The 14842-nt window shown below is 63.1% G+C and carries 14 protein-coding genes; 1 reads left to right on the plus strand and 13 read right to left on the minus strand.

Annotation, left to right across the window (positions count from 1 at the left end; all coding sequences use genetic code 11):
- Positions 1 to 167: 167 nt before the first annotated feature.
- The 4 genes from JOH52_RS07730 to JOH52_RS07745 are packed head-to-tail and all read right to left on the minus strand — an operon-like array spanning position 168 to position 3710.
- Positions 168 to 1022, minus strand: a complete 855-nt coding sequence (locus tag JOH52_RS07730) for a metal ABC transporter permease (protein WP_010970363.1) — start codon at positions 1020 to 1022, stop codon at positions 168 to 170.
- Positions 1019 to 1876 (minus strand): metal ABC transporter permease, encoded by an 858-nt coding sequence (locus JOH52_RS07735; RefSeq protein ID WP_010970362.1) that lies wholly within the window; start codon positions 1874 to 1876, stop codon positions 1019 to 1021. The genes JOH52_RS07730 and JOH52_RS07735 overlap by 4 nt, the downstream gene beginning before the upstream one ends.
- Complete coding sequence (locus JOH52_RS07740) at positions 1873 to 2808, minus strand: manganese/iron ABC transporter ATP-binding protein (protein ID WP_010970361.1); 936 nt, start codon at positions 2806 to 2808, stop codon at positions 1873 to 1875. The genes JOH52_RS07735 and JOH52_RS07740 overlap by 4 nt, the downstream gene beginning before the upstream one ends.
- Entirely contained in the window at positions 2805 to 3710 is a 906-nt protein-coding gene (locus JOH52_RS07745; protein ID WP_010970360.1) for a metal ABC transporter substrate-binding protein, read from the minus strand. The genes JOH52_RS07740 and JOH52_RS07745 overlap by 4 nt, the downstream gene beginning before the upstream one ends.
- A 121-nt stretch (positions 3711 to 3831) precedes the next feature.
- Here JOH52_RS07745 and JOH52_RS07750 point away from each other — a divergent pair, with 121 nt between their 5' ends.
- A complete protein-coding gene (locus tag JOH52_RS07750; protein WP_003530317.1) occupies positions 3832 to 4260 on the plus strand; it encodes a Fur family transcriptional regulator in 429 nt (142 codons plus the stop codon).
- A gap of 6 nt (positions 4261 to 4266) precedes the next feature.
- Here JOH52_RS07750 and JOH52_RS07755 read toward each other — a convergent pair whose 3' ends face one another.
- The 9 genes from JOH52_RS07755 to JOH52_RS07795 form a co-directional block, all read right to left on the minus strand.
- Positions 4267 to 5172: a DMT family transporter gene (locus JOH52_RS07755; RefSeq protein WP_010970359.1), complete on the minus strand. Its 906-nt coding sequence runs from the start codon at positions 5170 to 5172 to the stop codon at positions 4267 to 4269.
- Positions 5173 to 5298: 126 nt separating this feature from the next.
- Positions 5299 to 6783, minus strand: coding sequence for a nucleobase:cation symporter-2 family protein (locus JOH52_RS07760; RefSeq protein WP_010970358.1), 1485 nt, complete (start codon positions 6781 to 6783; stop codon positions 5299 to 5301).
- Positions 6784 to 6989: 206 nt separating this feature from the next.
- Complete coding sequence (locus tag JOH52_RS07765) at positions 6990 to 8462, minus strand: nucleobase:cation symporter-2 family protein (protein WP_107010541.1); 1473 nt, start codon at positions 8460 to 8462, stop codon at positions 6990 to 6992.
- Positions 8463 to 8717: 255 nt separating this feature from the next.
- Positions 8718 to 10442: an ABC transporter substrate-binding protein gene (locus JOH52_RS07770; protein WP_003530325.1), complete on the minus strand. Its 1725-nt coding sequence runs from the start codon at positions 10440 to 10442 to the stop codon at positions 8718 to 8720.
- A gap of 81 nt (positions 10443 to 10523) precedes the next feature.
- Entirely contained in the window at positions 10524 to 10943 is a 420-nt protein-coding gene (locus JOH52_RS07775) for a DUF2160 domain-containing protein (RefSeq protein WP_003530327.1), read from the minus strand.
- Positions 10943 to 11767 (minus strand): carbohydrate ABC transporter permease, encoded by an 825-nt coding sequence (locus tag JOH52_RS07780; protein WP_014529935.1) that lies wholly within the window; start codon positions 11765 to 11767, stop codon positions 10943 to 10945. The genes JOH52_RS07775 and JOH52_RS07780 overlap by 1 nt, the downstream gene beginning before the upstream one ends.
- A gap of 20 nt (positions 11768 to 11787) precedes the next feature.
- On the minus strand, positions 11788 to 12654 hold the full coding sequence (locus tag JOH52_RS07785; RefSeq protein WP_003530331.1) for a carbohydrate ABC transporter permease: 867 nt from the start codon (positions 12652 to 12654) through the stop codon (positions 11788 to 11790).
- 1 nt (position 12655) lies between these two features.
- Positions 12656 to 13726, minus strand: coding sequence for an ABC transporter ATP-binding protein (locus tag JOH52_RS07790; protein ID WP_010970355.1), 1071 nt, complete (start codon positions 13724 to 13726; stop codon positions 12656 to 12658).
- A 23-nt stretch (positions 13727 to 13749) separates the two neighbouring features.
- On the minus strand, positions 13750 to 14820 hold the full coding sequence (locus JOH52_RS07795; protein ID WP_010970354.1) for an ABC transporter ATP-binding protein: 1071 nt from the start codon (positions 14818 to 14820) through the stop codon (positions 13750 to 13752).
- Positions 14821 to 14842 lie beyond the last annotated feature (22 nt).

The following is a 14842-nucleotide window of genomic DNA, read 5'->3' on the forward strand; positions in this document are numbered from 1 at the left end:
TCGTGGCGCACCATAAGGGATCATGGCGCCGGCGTCCAAACTCCTGAGCGAGGCCCCTCCCCAACCCCTCCCCACAAGGGGGAGGAGGGGCTTAAACTGTGGGTGCCGCAAGGGAGCCCCTCCCCCTTGTGGCCCTTGTGGGGAGGGGTTGGGGAGGGGGCTTACGTCTATTCCACGCTTGTCCGCTGCGCCTCGGCACGCGCAATCTTCCAGGTGGAATAGGCGAAGGCGAGCAGGAACATCGCCGTCATCAGAAGGACGATGGTGGGTGCCGGTGCGCTGTCGATGAAGAAGGAGAGATAGACGCCGCAGAAGGAGGCGGCGACGGCGACCATCACCGCGACCGCCAGCATGGCGCCGAATGTCCGCGTGACGAGATAGGCGATCGCGCCGGGGGCAATGAGCATGGCGATGGCCAGGATCAGCCCGACCGCCTTGAGCGCACCGACGATCGTCAGCGACAGGATCGCGAGCAGTCCGTAATGCAGCCAGCCGACCCTCAGACCGATGGCGCGCGCCTGAGCCGGATCGAAGGCGTGGAGCAGCAGGTCGCGCCATTTCAAGCCGAGAATGCCGGCGGCGAAAAGCGCGATGAGGCCCGTCTCCAGAATGTCGCCCCAGCCGATGCCTAGCATGTCGCCGAAAAGGATGTGATCGAGATGCACGTCGCTCTGGATCTTGGTGTAGAGCACAAGGCCAAGGCCGAACATGCCGGAAAAGACGACGCCCATCACCGTGTCCTGCTTGATGCGGCTGTTTTCCTTCAGGTAGCCGGTCAGAAGCGCGCAGCACATGCCGGCCGTAAAGGCGCCGACGGCGAGCGGCAGGCCGACGATGTAGGAAACGACGACGCCGGGGAAGACCGCATGCGAGATCGCGTCGCCCATCAGCGACCAGCCCTTGAGGACCAGGAAGCAGGAGAGCATCGCCGTCGGAATCGCAACCAGGACCGAGATCAGCAGCGCATTGCGCATGAACTCGAACTCGAAGACGGCAAGGAGCATGTCGAGCGAAGGCATCATGCGGTCTCCAGAGCCTCGGATGCGCGGCGGCGGGCGGCGAGCAGCCCGTGTTTCGGGGCAAGTACGAAGGCGAACAGGAAGATCGCGGTCTGCAGCACGATGATGATGCCGCCGGTTGCGCCGTCGAGGAAGTAGCTCGCATAGGCGCCGACGAAGCTCGTCAGGGCCCCGATCGCGATGCTGATCACGATCAGCCGCGGAAAACGGTCGGTCAGGAGATAGGCGGTCGCGCCGGGGGTGACGACCATGGCGACGACCAGGAAGGCGCCGACCGTCTGCAGCGCCGCCACCGTCGAGGCCGAGAGCAGCGTGAAGAAGAGCACCTTCAGAAAGGTGGTGTTGATGCCGATGGAGCGGGCGTGGCTTTCGTCGAAGAAGGTCACCATCAGGTCCTTCCACTTGGCGGACAGGATCATGAGTGAGACGACGCCGATGATGGCGAGCTGCAACGTGTCGGCCGGGGTGATGGCGAGGATATTGCCGAGCACGATCGTCTGAATGTTCACCGAGGTCGGCGACAGAGAGACCATGAACAGGCCGAGGCCGAAGAAGGAGGTGAAGATCAAACCGATGATCGTGTCCTCCTTCAGCCGCGTGCGCTGGTTGAGGAACAGCATGGCACCGGCGGCAAGGGCACCGGAAAAGAAGGCGCCGAGCGAGAAGGGAAGCCCGAGCATATAGGCCCCGGCGACGCCCGGCACGATCGAGTGGGAGAGCGCATCGCCGATCAGCGACCAGCCCTTCAGCATGAGATAGGCCGAAAGAAACGCGCAGACCGCGCCCACCAGCGCGCTTACCCACATGGCATTCACCATGTAGCTATAGGCGAACGGCTCGATGAGCGTGGCGATCATTCGGAGTCCGCCTCGGATTCCGATTCCGGTTTGGCCGGCTGCGCAACCATGCGGTCGCGGGCGCCATACATGACGAGCGGACGCTCGTCGTCGCTGATGACCGAGAGCTGGCGTGGATCGGCATCGTCATGGAGGTTCTCTCCGCCGAGCACGAAGTGACGCAGGACGCCCCCGAAGGCGAGCTCCAGGTTTTCGCGGGTGAAGGTGGTTTCCGTGGGACCGTAGGCGAGCACCGTATTTTTCAGAAGGATGGTGCGGTCGCAGAATTCCGGCACGCTTCCGAGATTATGGGTGGAGACGAGCATCACACGGCCTTCTTCGCGAAGCGCGACGAGCAGGCGGATGATCGCGTCCTCCGTTTTCACGTCGACCCCGGTGAAAGGCTCGTCGAGCAGGATGACGCGGCCGTTCTGGGCAAGCGCCCGGGCCAGGAAGACCCGCTTCTTCTGACCGCCGGAAAGCTCGCCGATCTGGCGCTTGCGGAACTCGCTCATGCCGACCCGCGCCAGCGCCGTCTCGACCGCCTCGTGATCGGCCTTTTTCGGGATGCGCAGCATGTTCATATGGCCGTAACGGCCCATCATCACCACGTCTTCGACGAGGACGGGAAAATTCCAGTCGACCTCTTCGGCCTGCGGGACATAGGCGACGAGGTTCTGTCTCAGTGCCTGCGGCACGGTGAGGCCCAGGATCGAAATGTCGCCCTTGGCCAGCCGGACGAAGCCCATGATAGCTTTGAACAGCGTCGACTTGCCGCTGCCGTTGACGCCGACAAGGGCCGCGATGGTGCCCGTCGGGATTTCGAAGGAGGCGTCGCGCAGCGCCCGGTGGCCGTTGCGGTAGGTCACCGTAGCGCCGCTGACGCGAATGCCGCCATCCTCCTCTTGCGGAGCTGCTCCCGGATAGGCGCGGGCCTTTTCCTGAAGGTTCATTGCGACAAGCCTTTCGCGATCGTTTCCGATGTAACGCGCAGCAGATCGATATAGGTCGGAACGGGGCCGTCGGCCTCGCTCAAGGAGTCGACATAGAGCACGCCCCCGTATTTTGCACCCGTCTCCCGCGCGACCTGCTCGGCGGGGTCGGGCGAAATGGTGCTTTCGGAAAAGACTACGGGTATCCGATTGGCCCGAACCACGTCGATCACCTTGCGCACCTGCTGCGGCGTGCCTTGCTGGTCGGCATTGATCGGCCAAAGATAAAGCTCCTTCATGCCGAAATCGCGGGCGAGATAGCTGAATGCGCCCTCGCTCGAAACGAGCCATCGCCTTTCCGCCGGTATCCTTTCGAGCTCGGTGCGGATGGGTGCGACCGCCGCCTCGATCTTCTTCTTGTAGGCCTCGGCATTTGCCTTGTAGACCTCGGCATTCGGGGGATCGTGTTGCACGAAGGCGTCGCGGATATTGTCGACATAGATCAGCGCGGCCGAAGGCGACATCCAGGCATGCGGGTTGGGTTTGCCGGTATAGGGCCCCTCGGCGATGCCCATCGGCTCGACGCCTTCGGAGACGACGACGCCGGGAACGCCGTCGAAGTTCTGGAAGAACCTTTCGAACCAGAGCTCGAGGTTCAGCCCGTTCCACAGAATGAGGTCGGCATCATGCGCCTTGAGGATATCGCGGGGCGTCGGCTGGTAATTGTGGATCTCGGCGCCCGGCTTGGTGATCGATTCGACCACCGCGGCATCGCCCGCGACGTTCTGCGCCATATCGGCGATGACCGTGAAGGTGGTGACGGCCTTGAGCTTTTCCGCCGCCCGGGCCGCCGCCGGCATGAGCGATAGAGCAGCCATCGCCGCTGCTGCCGCCACGATCATGCGCCTCGTTGGATGGATCATCCGGCTCTCCTCTTTGCGAACCATAATATGGGTAGGCGAATGGTCTGCATAAGTCAATGCAAATGAGAAGCATTTGCAACTAGCTATTTCCAAAAGGTGTCCCCTTGGCTAGTGTCGCGGGATGAGCCAGAGCAAGAATCGGATCGAGGAACTGGAAGGAATCCTGCGGGAAGGCGGCGTCCGCGTGACGCGCCAACGCGCCGCGATTCTGAAGATCCTGGCCGAGGCCGAAGACCACCCGGATGCCAGCGAACTTCACCGGCGCGCGAAGGAAATCGACGCGACCGTGTCGCTCTCGACCGTCTATCGGACTCTTTCCGCACTGGAGCAGCAAGGGGTGGTGCAGCGGCATGCCTTCGAGAACGCGACTGCCCGCTTCGAGACGGCGGATGCGCCCCACCACGATCACCTGATCGATATCGAAACGGGTGCGGTGATCGAGTTCCGCTCCGACAAGATCGAGCAGCTGCAGGCGGAGATCGCTGCCGAACTCGGCTATGACCTGGTGCGCCACCGGCTGGAGCTCTATTGCCGGAAGCGCAAGGACTGAGCGAAATTACCCTCCGACAGTGGCAACCCTGGGCCGCGTAGGCATGGTCATGGCGGCGACGCCGGCGATGACGCAGCCGAGGCCGAGCCATGCAGTGGTCGAAAGCGTTTCCCCGAGAAATACCACTCCGATCGCAACGCCGATCGGCACGCGCACATAGGCCTGTGCCGTCGCGCCGACGGAACCGAGCGTGTGGATCAGGCGGAAATAGATGACGAAGGCGAGCGCGGTCGAGAAGACGGACAGGCAGAGGAGCGCAATCAGCGATTCCGGCGAGGGATCGAGCGTCCAGGGTCGATCGACGACGAGGCTCGCCGGGATGAGCAGGGCCGCACCCGCGAGAAGCGATCCGCAAGCGGGCATCATCGGATCGAGCCCCCTGAAGCCCTTCCCGAATATCGCCGCGCCGGCATAGCAGACCGTCGCAAGAACAACCGCAAGCTGCGGGATGAGCTGATCTCCGATGCCGCGGAAGGCCTCAAGACCGATGATCAGCCCGATTCCGGCGATGCCTGCAAGGACGCCCAGGAACTTGCGGGCGGTAACTGGCTCGTGCCGGGTGATCAGCGCCGTCAGGAGAAAGGCGAAGATCGGCGTCGTGGAGTTGAGGATGGCCGCGACGCCGGCATCGGTCGTGCGCTCCGACCAGGCGATCAGGGTGAAGGGAACGACGCTGTTCAAGCAGGCCTGGAACAGGAACCGCCGCCACATCGCCCCGTCGCGCGGCAATGTCAGGCCGCGCCACGCGATCAGCGCCAGAAGAACCGTGCCGGCAATCAGCGTTCGCGCGGCGATCAGCGTAACCGGGGGAATGGTTTCGACGCCGATCTTGATGAAGGTGTAGGAGGCGCCCCAGAGCGTTGCGAGGGCGACAAGCAGAAGCAGTTCGAGAGCGAGACGTGGCCTGTCCATGAATGTGGTCCTTGTGAATCGTTGTTCATCGGACCATTCCTAGTGTCCGGAGCCACGGCGATGCTTCGGTGCCGATCGAAGTGTGGCGCATTACCCCGCGGGCTTTTGCCCGCGGGGTAATGCGGATCAATGGCCGTCTGCCAGCCGCGCGGCCTCGACGCATGCGGAACGCTCGATGCTGAGGCCGTTGAAGAAGGCATTGAGCACGACGGCCGAGACCGCGGCCAGCACTATGCCGGACTCGATGATGGGATGGATCGCGTGCGGCATCCACATCAGGAAGTTGGGGGCGATCATCGGAATGAGGCCGAAGCCGACGGAGACGGCGACCACGAACAGGTTGTTGCGCGAGGACTTGAAGTCGACCGTCGAGAGAATCCTGACGCCGGTTGCCGCCACCATGCCGAACATCACGAGCCCCGCACCGCCGAGAACGAAGGTCGGAACCGCCTCGACCAGCGCGCCCATCTTCGGGATAACGCCGAGCAGGATCATGATGACTCCGCCCATCACGCAGACGTAGCGGCTCTTGACGCCGGTGACGCCGACGAGGCCGACATTCTGCGAGAAGCTCGTATAGGGGAATGTGTTGAAGAGACCGCCGATGATGGTGCCGAGACCGTCCACCCGAAGTCCGGCGGTCAATTGCTGCTGCTTGACCTCGCGGTTCGTCATCTCGCCGAGTGCCAGGAACATGCCGGTCGATTCGATCATCACGACGATCATGACGAGCGACATGGTGGCGATCAGCACCGGATCGAAGATCGGCATGCCGAAGCGCAAGGGCGTCACGACGGCGAACCAGCCGGCGCTCGCCACCCGATCGAAATGCATCATGCCGAGCAGGGCTGCCGCGACGCATCCGATCACGATGCCGATCAGAACCGCGATGTTGCTGATGAGCCCCTTGCCGAAACGGGCCACCACGAGAATGGAGACCAGCACGAAGGCGGCAAGCGCCACATGGCCCGGTTCGGCATAGATCGGGTTCGGAACCGTGGCGCCGAGGACCAGCCCATCCGGCACGGCCGGACCGCCGGTTGCGGCGAGCTGCTTCAAGCCGGCCAGCCACTGTGCGTGGGCCGGATCGACGAGTTTCGGCGCCGTCGGACCGAAGGGATTGCCGAATATCCAGTTGACGCCGACGCGCATCAGGGTCACCCCGATGACGAGAATGATGGTGCCGGTGACGACGGGCGGGAAGAACTTCAACAGGCGTCCCATGATGGGCGCGATGAGAAGCGCGACGAGGCCGGCGCCGATGATCGCGCCGAAGATCGTCCGTGCCCCGTCGATCCCGGGCGTCATGGCGGCCATGGAGACCATCGGGCCGACGGCGGCAAAGGTGACGCCCATCATCACGGGAAGGCGGATGCCTATGCCCCTGGTCAGCCCCAGCGACTGGATGATGGTGACGATGCCGCAGACGAACAGGTCCGCCGAGATCAGGAAGGCGACGTCTTCCGGGCTCAGCTGCAGCGCCCGGCCGACGATCAGGGGCACCGCGACGGCGCCGCCATACATGACAAGAACATGCTGTATCCCGAGCGTCGCAAGCCTGCCGATCGGCAGGCGCTCGTCCACGGGATGTATGCTGGATGCGTCGTTCATGGTTCCTCCTCCATCGCCGCGACCGTCCGTTCCCGTCCTCCAACGGGGGAGGGGAACTTTTCGTGCGGCGGGAGCATGCCGCAAGGGTGCAGGAAGTGCAAACACTTTCGGGTTTTTCGAGGGTAATCGGGCGCATCGGGGGCGATCCGGACGAGCATGCGCCCGGATCGCGTTTTCGCCGGTTCAGCGGAACGGATTGCCGTGTGTCAATGCGCTTCCGCGGCAAGCACGGGCACTTCCGTGCCGTTGGCGTCGTAGAGCTTGCCGTTGAGGAAATAGTCGCCGTCGTGCAGCCGCGCGATGTCCTGATAGCGCAGCGTCCGCTCCGTGCCGGCGACGAACACCGATTGCTGGTCCGAGTTCCCGGCGGTCATATGGTTGAAGATCAGGTTGAGGCTGATCGCCATCAGCGCGGCGGAGCTGATACCGGAATGGAAGATCGTCTCGACCCAGGCCGGGAAATGCTCGTAGAAGGTCGGCGAGGCGATCGGAATCATGCCGAAGCCGATCGAGGTCGCGACGATGACCAGGTTCATGTTGTTGGCGTAGTCCACCTTCGACAGGGTGCGGATGCCGCTCGCCGCGACCGTGCCGAAGAGCACGATGCCGGCGCCGCCGAGCACGGAACTCGGAACCGCCGCGACGATGCGGCCCATGACAGGCAGAAGACCGAGCGTGACGAGAAACAGGCCGCCGGTTGCAACGACATAGCGGCTCTTGACCCCGGTGACCGCCACCAGCCCGACATTCTGGGCAAAGGCGCTCTGGGTGAAGGAGCCGAAGATCGGTGCGAGCAGGCTCGACAGCATGTCGGCCCTGAGGCCGTCGCCGAGCCGGCGCGAATCCACTTTCGTCTCGATGATTTCGCCGACCGCCAGAATGTCCGCCGAAGGCTCGACCAGCGTCACCATGATGACGATGAACATCGAAGCGATCGCCGCGACTTCGAAGGTCGGATAGCCGAAGTGGAAGACCAGCGGAAGCGCGAAGAAAGGCCCTTCGGTCACCTGCGAGAAATCAGCCATGCCGGCGAAATAGGCTATCACCGTACCGATGATCAGGGCGAGCAGGATCGAGAGCCGCGAGATCGCGGCGCTTCCGAGCTTGCTGAGCAGGAGCACGATGACGAGCGTGACCGCTGCAAGCTGGATATTGGCGGGGCTGCCGAAATCAGGCGCACTGCTGTTGCCGCCCATGGCCCAGCGCGCGGCAACGGGCATCAGCGTCAGTCCTATGGTGGTGATCACGATGCCGGTGACGAGCGGCGGAAAAAAGCGGGTGATCCGCGAGAATATGGGCGTTATCAGCAGGCCGATCAGCGAGGCGGCAATGACGGCGCCGAGCACCGACTGAAGCCCCCCATTGCCGGAAATGGCGATCATCGTCGCCACGCCGGAAAAGGAAACGCCCTGGACCAGCGGCAACTGGCTTCCGAAGAAGGGCAGGCCCATGGTTTGCAAAATGGTGGCGAGGCCGCCGGCAAACAGGGATGCCGTGATGAGCAGGCCGATGTCGCCGGAGCCGAGGCCTGCGGCCTGGCCCAGTATCAGGGGCACGGCGACGATGCCTCCATACATCGTCAGTACGTGCTGCAGGCCATAGGCCAGATTGGCGCCGATGCCGAGCTTCTCATCCTCCGGGCGCGTTGGTGATACGGTTTCCTCTGCACTGTTTGCCAAGGTAATCTCCTCCAATACCTTTGCATGTCATCCACTTCCTACGAAGAAGGTGGCAAATAATGGCAGCGGCGATGGGGCGCTGCCTTACCGAAATTGGGGAAACAGTTTTCGCCTGGCGGGCGGTAATGCTGCGGTGGTCGCAGCGGCGAGCGCGGGGTGACACCCGATTCGAAGCGAAAAAACCGGGGCCGTTTCCAGCCCCGGTGCAGCATCTCCCCTGAAGAACGCCGCCGACGGATCGGCGGCGTCTATCGATCAGTTCGTCTGCCAGCTCTTGACCAGCTCGTCATAATTGACGGTGGTCGGCTTTTCCTTCTCGTTCTCGACCTTGAGCTGCGGTGCGAGGTTGCCGGCCTTCACGGCTTCCGCGTTCCAATATTCGAGGTCGTGCTCTTCGGCGAGCTTCGGACCGATGTCGCCCTGGACTCCCGCACGTTCCAGGCGCTGCAGCACCTTTTCCTGCTCGGCGCAGAGCGAGTCCATCGCTTCCTGGGCGGTCTTCGCGCCGGAGGAAGCGTCGCCGATCGCCTGCCACCAGAGCTGTGCCAGCTTCGGATAGTCGGGCACGTTCGTTCCGGTCGGCGACCACTGCAGGCGGGCCGGCGAACGGTAGAACTCGATCAGGCCGCCGAGCTTCGGGGCGCGTTCGGTGAAGCTCTGATGGTCGAGCGTCGACTGGCGGATGAAGGTGAGGCCGACATGGCTCTTCTTCACGTCCACCGTCTTGGAGGTTACGAACTGCGCGTAGAGCCACGCAGCCTTGGCCCTGTCGTCCGGCGTCGACTTCAGAAGAGTCCAGGACCCGGCGTCCTGGTAGCCGAGCTTCATGCCGTCCTTCCAGTAGACGCCGTGCGGGCTCGGGGCAAAACGCCACTTCGGTGTGCCGTCCTCGTTCACGACCGGCAGGCCTTCCTTCACGAAGTCGGCGGTGAAGGCCGTATAGGTGAACATCTGCTGGGCGACCTCGCCCTGCGACGGTACCGGGCCGGATTCCGAGAAGGTCATGCCCTGGGCAGCAGCCGGCGCATAGGCCTTCATCCAGTCGAGATATTTCTGGATGGCGTAGACCGAGGCCGGGCCGTTGGTGTCGCCGCCGCGCGCGACGCAGGATCCGACGGGCCGCGAGTTCTCGTCGACCTTGATGCCCCACTCGTCGACCGGCTTGCCGTTCGGGATGCCCTTGTCGCCGTTGCCGGCCATCGACAGCCAGGCATCGGTGAAGCGCCAGCCGAGCGACGGGTCCTTCTTGCCGTAGTCCATGTGGCCATAGACCTTCTTGCCGTCGATCTCGCGGCCGGTGAAGAACTCGGCGATGTCCTCATAGGCCGACCAGTTGACCGGAACGCCGAGTTCGTAGCCGTACTTCGCCTTGAAGTCCGCCTTGTTCTTCTCGTCGTTGAACCAGTCGTAGCGGAACCAGTAGAGGTTCGCGAACTGCTGGTCGGGAAGCTGGTAGAGTTTGCCGTCCGGAGCGGTGGTGAAGGATTTGCCGATGAAGTCGTCGATGTCGAGGTTGGGGTTGGTGACGTCCTTGCCCTCGTTCGCCATGAAGTCGGTCAGGCTGCGCGCCTGCTGGTAGCGCCAGTGCGTGCCGATCAGGTCAGAGTCGTTGATATAGGCGTCATAGACGTTCTCGCCCGACTGCATCTGCGTCTGCAGTTTTTCGACGACGTCGCCTTCGCCGATCAGGTCGTGGGTGATCTTGATGCCGGTGATCGCGGTGAAAGCCGGGGCCAGCACCTTCGATTCATATTCATGCGTGGTGATCGTTTCGGAAACGACCTTGATCTCCATGCCGGCAAAGGGCTTTGCCGCATCGACGAACCATTGCATTTCCGCTTCCTGGGCAGCGCGGTCGAGCGAGGACATGTCGCCGACTTCCTTGTCCAGGAACTGCTTTGCCTCGTCCATCCCGGCAAATGCCGAGCCGGTAAATGCCAGCAGCATAGCCGCCGTCGTTGTCAAAAGGTGCCTTCGCATTAAATCCTCCCTTGGGTTTTGCGATTGCGTTCACTTGCAGTTTCAAAGGGCGCCCGCGGTGAGCGCCCTTCGTTTGGTTCCTCAGACGTAGCGGAAGACGCCGACCGCATAGATCACCGACAGGGCGACCGCCCACCAGAGATTTGCGCCGACCAGCCCCAGCCAGGCGAGGTGAATGAATGCGCTTCCGAGCAGCGAGACGAAGAGCCGGTCGCCGCGGGTCGTCTCGAAGCGCAGGATGCCGACGCGCGGGTTTCCGCCCGGCCGGGCATATTCCCAGACGGCCATCAGCGACAGGAGCGCGAAGATCGTCAGAAAGAACATGGCGGTCGGGAAAGACCAGGCCATCCAGCCGCCGGGGATCAGCGGGGCGAACCAGTCGGTCTTGCCGTCCTTGGCCGGCAGAACGGAAAAAAGCAGGCCGGCTGCGGTGAGATAGACGACGAGCACGGCGGCAAGCGCGACGGGCCAGCGGTTCTTGCGAGTGGCGATGGTTGCCATCAGACCCTCCCCAGGGCGAAGCCCTTGGCGATGTAATTGCGAACGAAATAGATGACGAGCGCACCGGGGATGATCGTCAGCACGCCGGCGGCGGCGAGCACGCCCCAGTCGAGACCGGAAGCGGAGACCGTGCGCGTCATCGTCGCGGCGATCGGCTTGGCGTCGGTCGTCGTCAGGGTGCGGGCGATCAGCAGCTCGACCCACGAGAACATGAAGCAGAAGAAGGCTGCCACGCCGATGCCGGACGCGATCAGGGGTAGGAAGATCTTCACGAAGAAGCGCGGGAAGGAGTAGCCGTCGATATAGGCGGTCTCGTCGATCTCCTTCGGCACGCCGGACATGAAGCCTTCCAGGATCCAGACGGCGAGCGGCACGTTGAACAGGCAATGCGCGATCGCCACCGCGATGTGCGTGTCGATGAGACCGAAGGCGGAATAGAGCTGGAAGAAGGGCAGCGCGAAAACCGCCGGCGGCGCCATCCGGTTGGTGAGCAGCCAGAAGAACAGGTGCTTGTCGCCGAGAAAGCGGTAGCGTGAAAAGGCGTAGGCTGCCGGCAGCGCCACCGTCACGGAGATCAGCGTGTTCAGGACGACATAGGTGATCGAGTTGATGTAGCCGTTGTACCAGGAGGGATCGGTAAAGATCACCGCATAGTTCCGAAGCGTCGGATTCTGCGGCCACAGCGAGAAGGTGCTGAGGATCTCGCTCGTCTCCTTGAAGCTCATATTGACGAGCCAGTAGATCGGCAGGAGCAGGAAGACGATGTAGATCGTCGGCACCAGCCAGGAGAGGCGCTGCGAAAGTGGTTGCTTGTTGGTCATCATGATGTCTCCTCCCTCCTTTCTCAGCCTTGCGCGTCGCTCGTGGTCATCACCGTGTAGAAGATCCACGACAGGAGCAGGATGATGAGGAAGTAGATGATCGAGAGGGCTGCGGCCGGACCGAGGTCGAACTGGCCGATCGCCGTCTTGACGAGATCGATCGACAGGAAGGTCGTCGAATTGCCCGGGCCGCCGCCGGTCACGACGAAGGGTTCCGTATAGATCATGAAGCTGTCCATGAAGCGCAGCAGGAAGGCGATCAGGAGCACGCGCTTCATCTTCGGAAGCTGGATGTAGCGGAAGACCGACCAGCGCGAGGCGCCGTCGATCTTGGCGGCCTGGTAGTAGGCGTCCGGGATCGAGACGAGGCCGGCATAGCAGAGCAGCACGACGAGGCTCGTCCAGTGCCAGACGTCCATGACGATCAGCGTGACCCAGGCGTCGAGCGGATTCTGCACGTAATTATAGTTGATGCCGAGCGAGGCGAGCGTGCGCCCGAGCAGGCCGATGTCGACGCGGCCGAAGACCTGCCAGATGGTGCCGACGACGTTCCACGGAATGAGCAGCGGCAGCGCCATCAGAACGAGGCAGATCGGCACGCCGATGCCTCTCTTCGGCATGTTGAGCGCGATGACGATGCCGAGCGGGATCTCGATCGCCAGAATGATCGCCGAGAAGATCAGGTTGCGGGTGAGCGCATCCCAGAAGCGGTCGGATTCGAGCACGTCCAGGAACCAGTCGGTGCCGGCCCAGAAGAACTCGTTATTGCCGAATGTGTCCTGGACCGAATAGTTGACGACGGTCATCAGCGGGATCACCGCCGAGAAGGCGACGAGCACCAGCACCGGCAGGACCATGAACCAGGCCTTGTTGTTCCAGGTCTTTTCCATGTCAGGCCTCCCCGCCGACGCGCCAGGAATCGGCGTAGATGTTGATTGCCTTCGGATCGAAGGTGACACGCGGCTCGGCGGGGATCTCGCCGTCCTCGTCGACGATGATCGAGATCGGCCGGTCGGCGAAGCGGGCGCGCACGACCTTATGGCGGCCGATATCCTCGACCTTCGTGACGGCGACCGGCATGCCTTCGCGGCCGAGGGAAATGAATTCCGGACGGATGCCGAGTTCGATCCTGGCGCCGGCCTTGATCTGCGGCTGGAAATTGAGCGCGATCCTCTGGTCGCCGACGGCTGCCGTGTTGCCGGCGATCTCGGCCGGCAGCACGTTCATGCCGGGAGAGCCGATGAAATAACCGACGAAGGTGTGGCGCGGCCGCTCGAAAAGCTCGGCCGGCGTGCCGATCTGGACGATCTGGCCGTCATACATGACGACGACCTTGTCGGCGAAGGTGAGCGCCTCGGTCTGGTCGTGCGTCACATAGACCATGGTGAAGCCGAACTGCTTGTGCAGCCGCTTGATCTGCGAGCGCAGGACCCATTTCATTTCCGGATCGATGACGGTCAGCGGCTCGTCGAAGAGGATGGCGCTGACGTCCGAGCGCACGAGGCCGCGGCCGAGCGAAATCTTCTGCTTCTGGTCGGCGGTCAGCCCGCGCGCGGTCTTCTTGGCCCAGCTGCCGAGCCCGGTCATCTCTAGGATTTCCTTGACGCGGCGGTCGACCTCGGTTTCGGGCACATGCCGGTTGCGCAGCGGGAAGGCGAGATTGTCGTAGACGGTCATCGTGTCGTAGATGACAGGGAACTGGAACACCTGGGCGATGTTGCGCTGCTGCGTCGTCAGATGCGTGACGTCGGTTCCATCGAAAAGGATGCGACCCTCGGAAGGGTTGATCAGCCCCGAAATGATGTTGAGCAGCGTGGTCTTGCCGCAGCCGGAAGGGCCGAGCAGCGCATAGGCGCCGCCGTCGTTCCATTCGTGATGGACCTCTCTCAGGGCGTAATCGGACTCCGACTTCGGCCTGGCGCCGTAGGCGTGGCGGATATGTTCGAGATTGATGCGTGCCATGGTTTCCTCCCCGACGCCTTTTCTCAGGCCATCCCGCCGACAGCCCTGCCGTCCGGCCCGAAAGCCATGAGGTGGCGGGTATCGACGAAGACCTTTAGCATTGCGTCCGGTTCGATCTCGTGAATGCCGGGTGCGAGCATGACCCAGCGGGCGCCCGCGAAGGCGACGTGAATGAAACTTTCGGATCCGGTGATCTCCGAGATCGCCGTTTTTACGGTCAGCGGCTCGTCGCTGCCGTCCGGCTGGCCGAAAGAAAGGTGATGCGGCTGGAAGGCCACCGTGCAAGGACCGTCGGCGAGGGAGCGAAGATGGGAGGGAACGGCGAGCACCGGCTTACCTTCAAGCACGAACTGCGACCCCGTCTTCAGCAGGCCGATGGTGTTCAGCGGCGGATCGGCAAATGTGCGGGCCGTGACGATGTCGACCGGGCGGCGATAGACGTCGATGGTGCGGCCGAACTGGGTGATCCTTCCCTCGCTCAGGGTGGCGGTATTGCCGCCGAGCAAAAGCGCTTCCGACGGCTCTGTCGTCGCGTAGACGAAGATCGCGCCGGATGCGGCGAAGATCTTCGGCAGTTCCTCGCGCAGTTCCTCCCGCAGCTTGTAGTCGAGATTGGCAAGCGGCTCGTCGAGCAGCACCAGATCGGCATTCTTGACGATGGCGCGGGCGAGCGCGGTGCGCTGCTGCTGACCGCCGGACAGGTTGAGCGGCGTGCGGTCGAGATAGGGCGTGAGCTTCAGGAGTTCCGCCGCCTTGCGCACTTCGCGGTCGACGGTGGCGCCGTCGGCGCGCTTGATCCGCATCGGCGAGGCGATGTTCTCGTACACCGTCATCGCCGGATAGTTGATGAACTGCTGATAGACCATGGCAACCGAGCGCTTCTGAACCGGAACGCCGGTAACGTCGGCACCGTCGAAAAAGATCGAACCGGAGGCGGGCTTGTCGAGACCTGCCATCAGCCGCATCAGCGACGTCTTGCCGGAGAGCGTCGGGCCGAGCAGCACGTTGAGCGTCCCCCTCTCCAGCACAAGGTCGGTCGGGTGGATGTGCGTCTCTCCACCCACGACCTTGGATATCTTCTTCATTTCAAGCATTGAATTCTCCACCCCAACGGCA

Source organism: Sinorhizobium meliloti (assembly GCF_017876815.1).
In the GTDB taxonomy this organism is placed as follows: domain Bacteria; phylum Pseudomonadota; class Alphaproteobacteria; order Rhizobiales; family Rhizobiaceae; genus Sinorhizobium; species Sinorhizobium meliloti.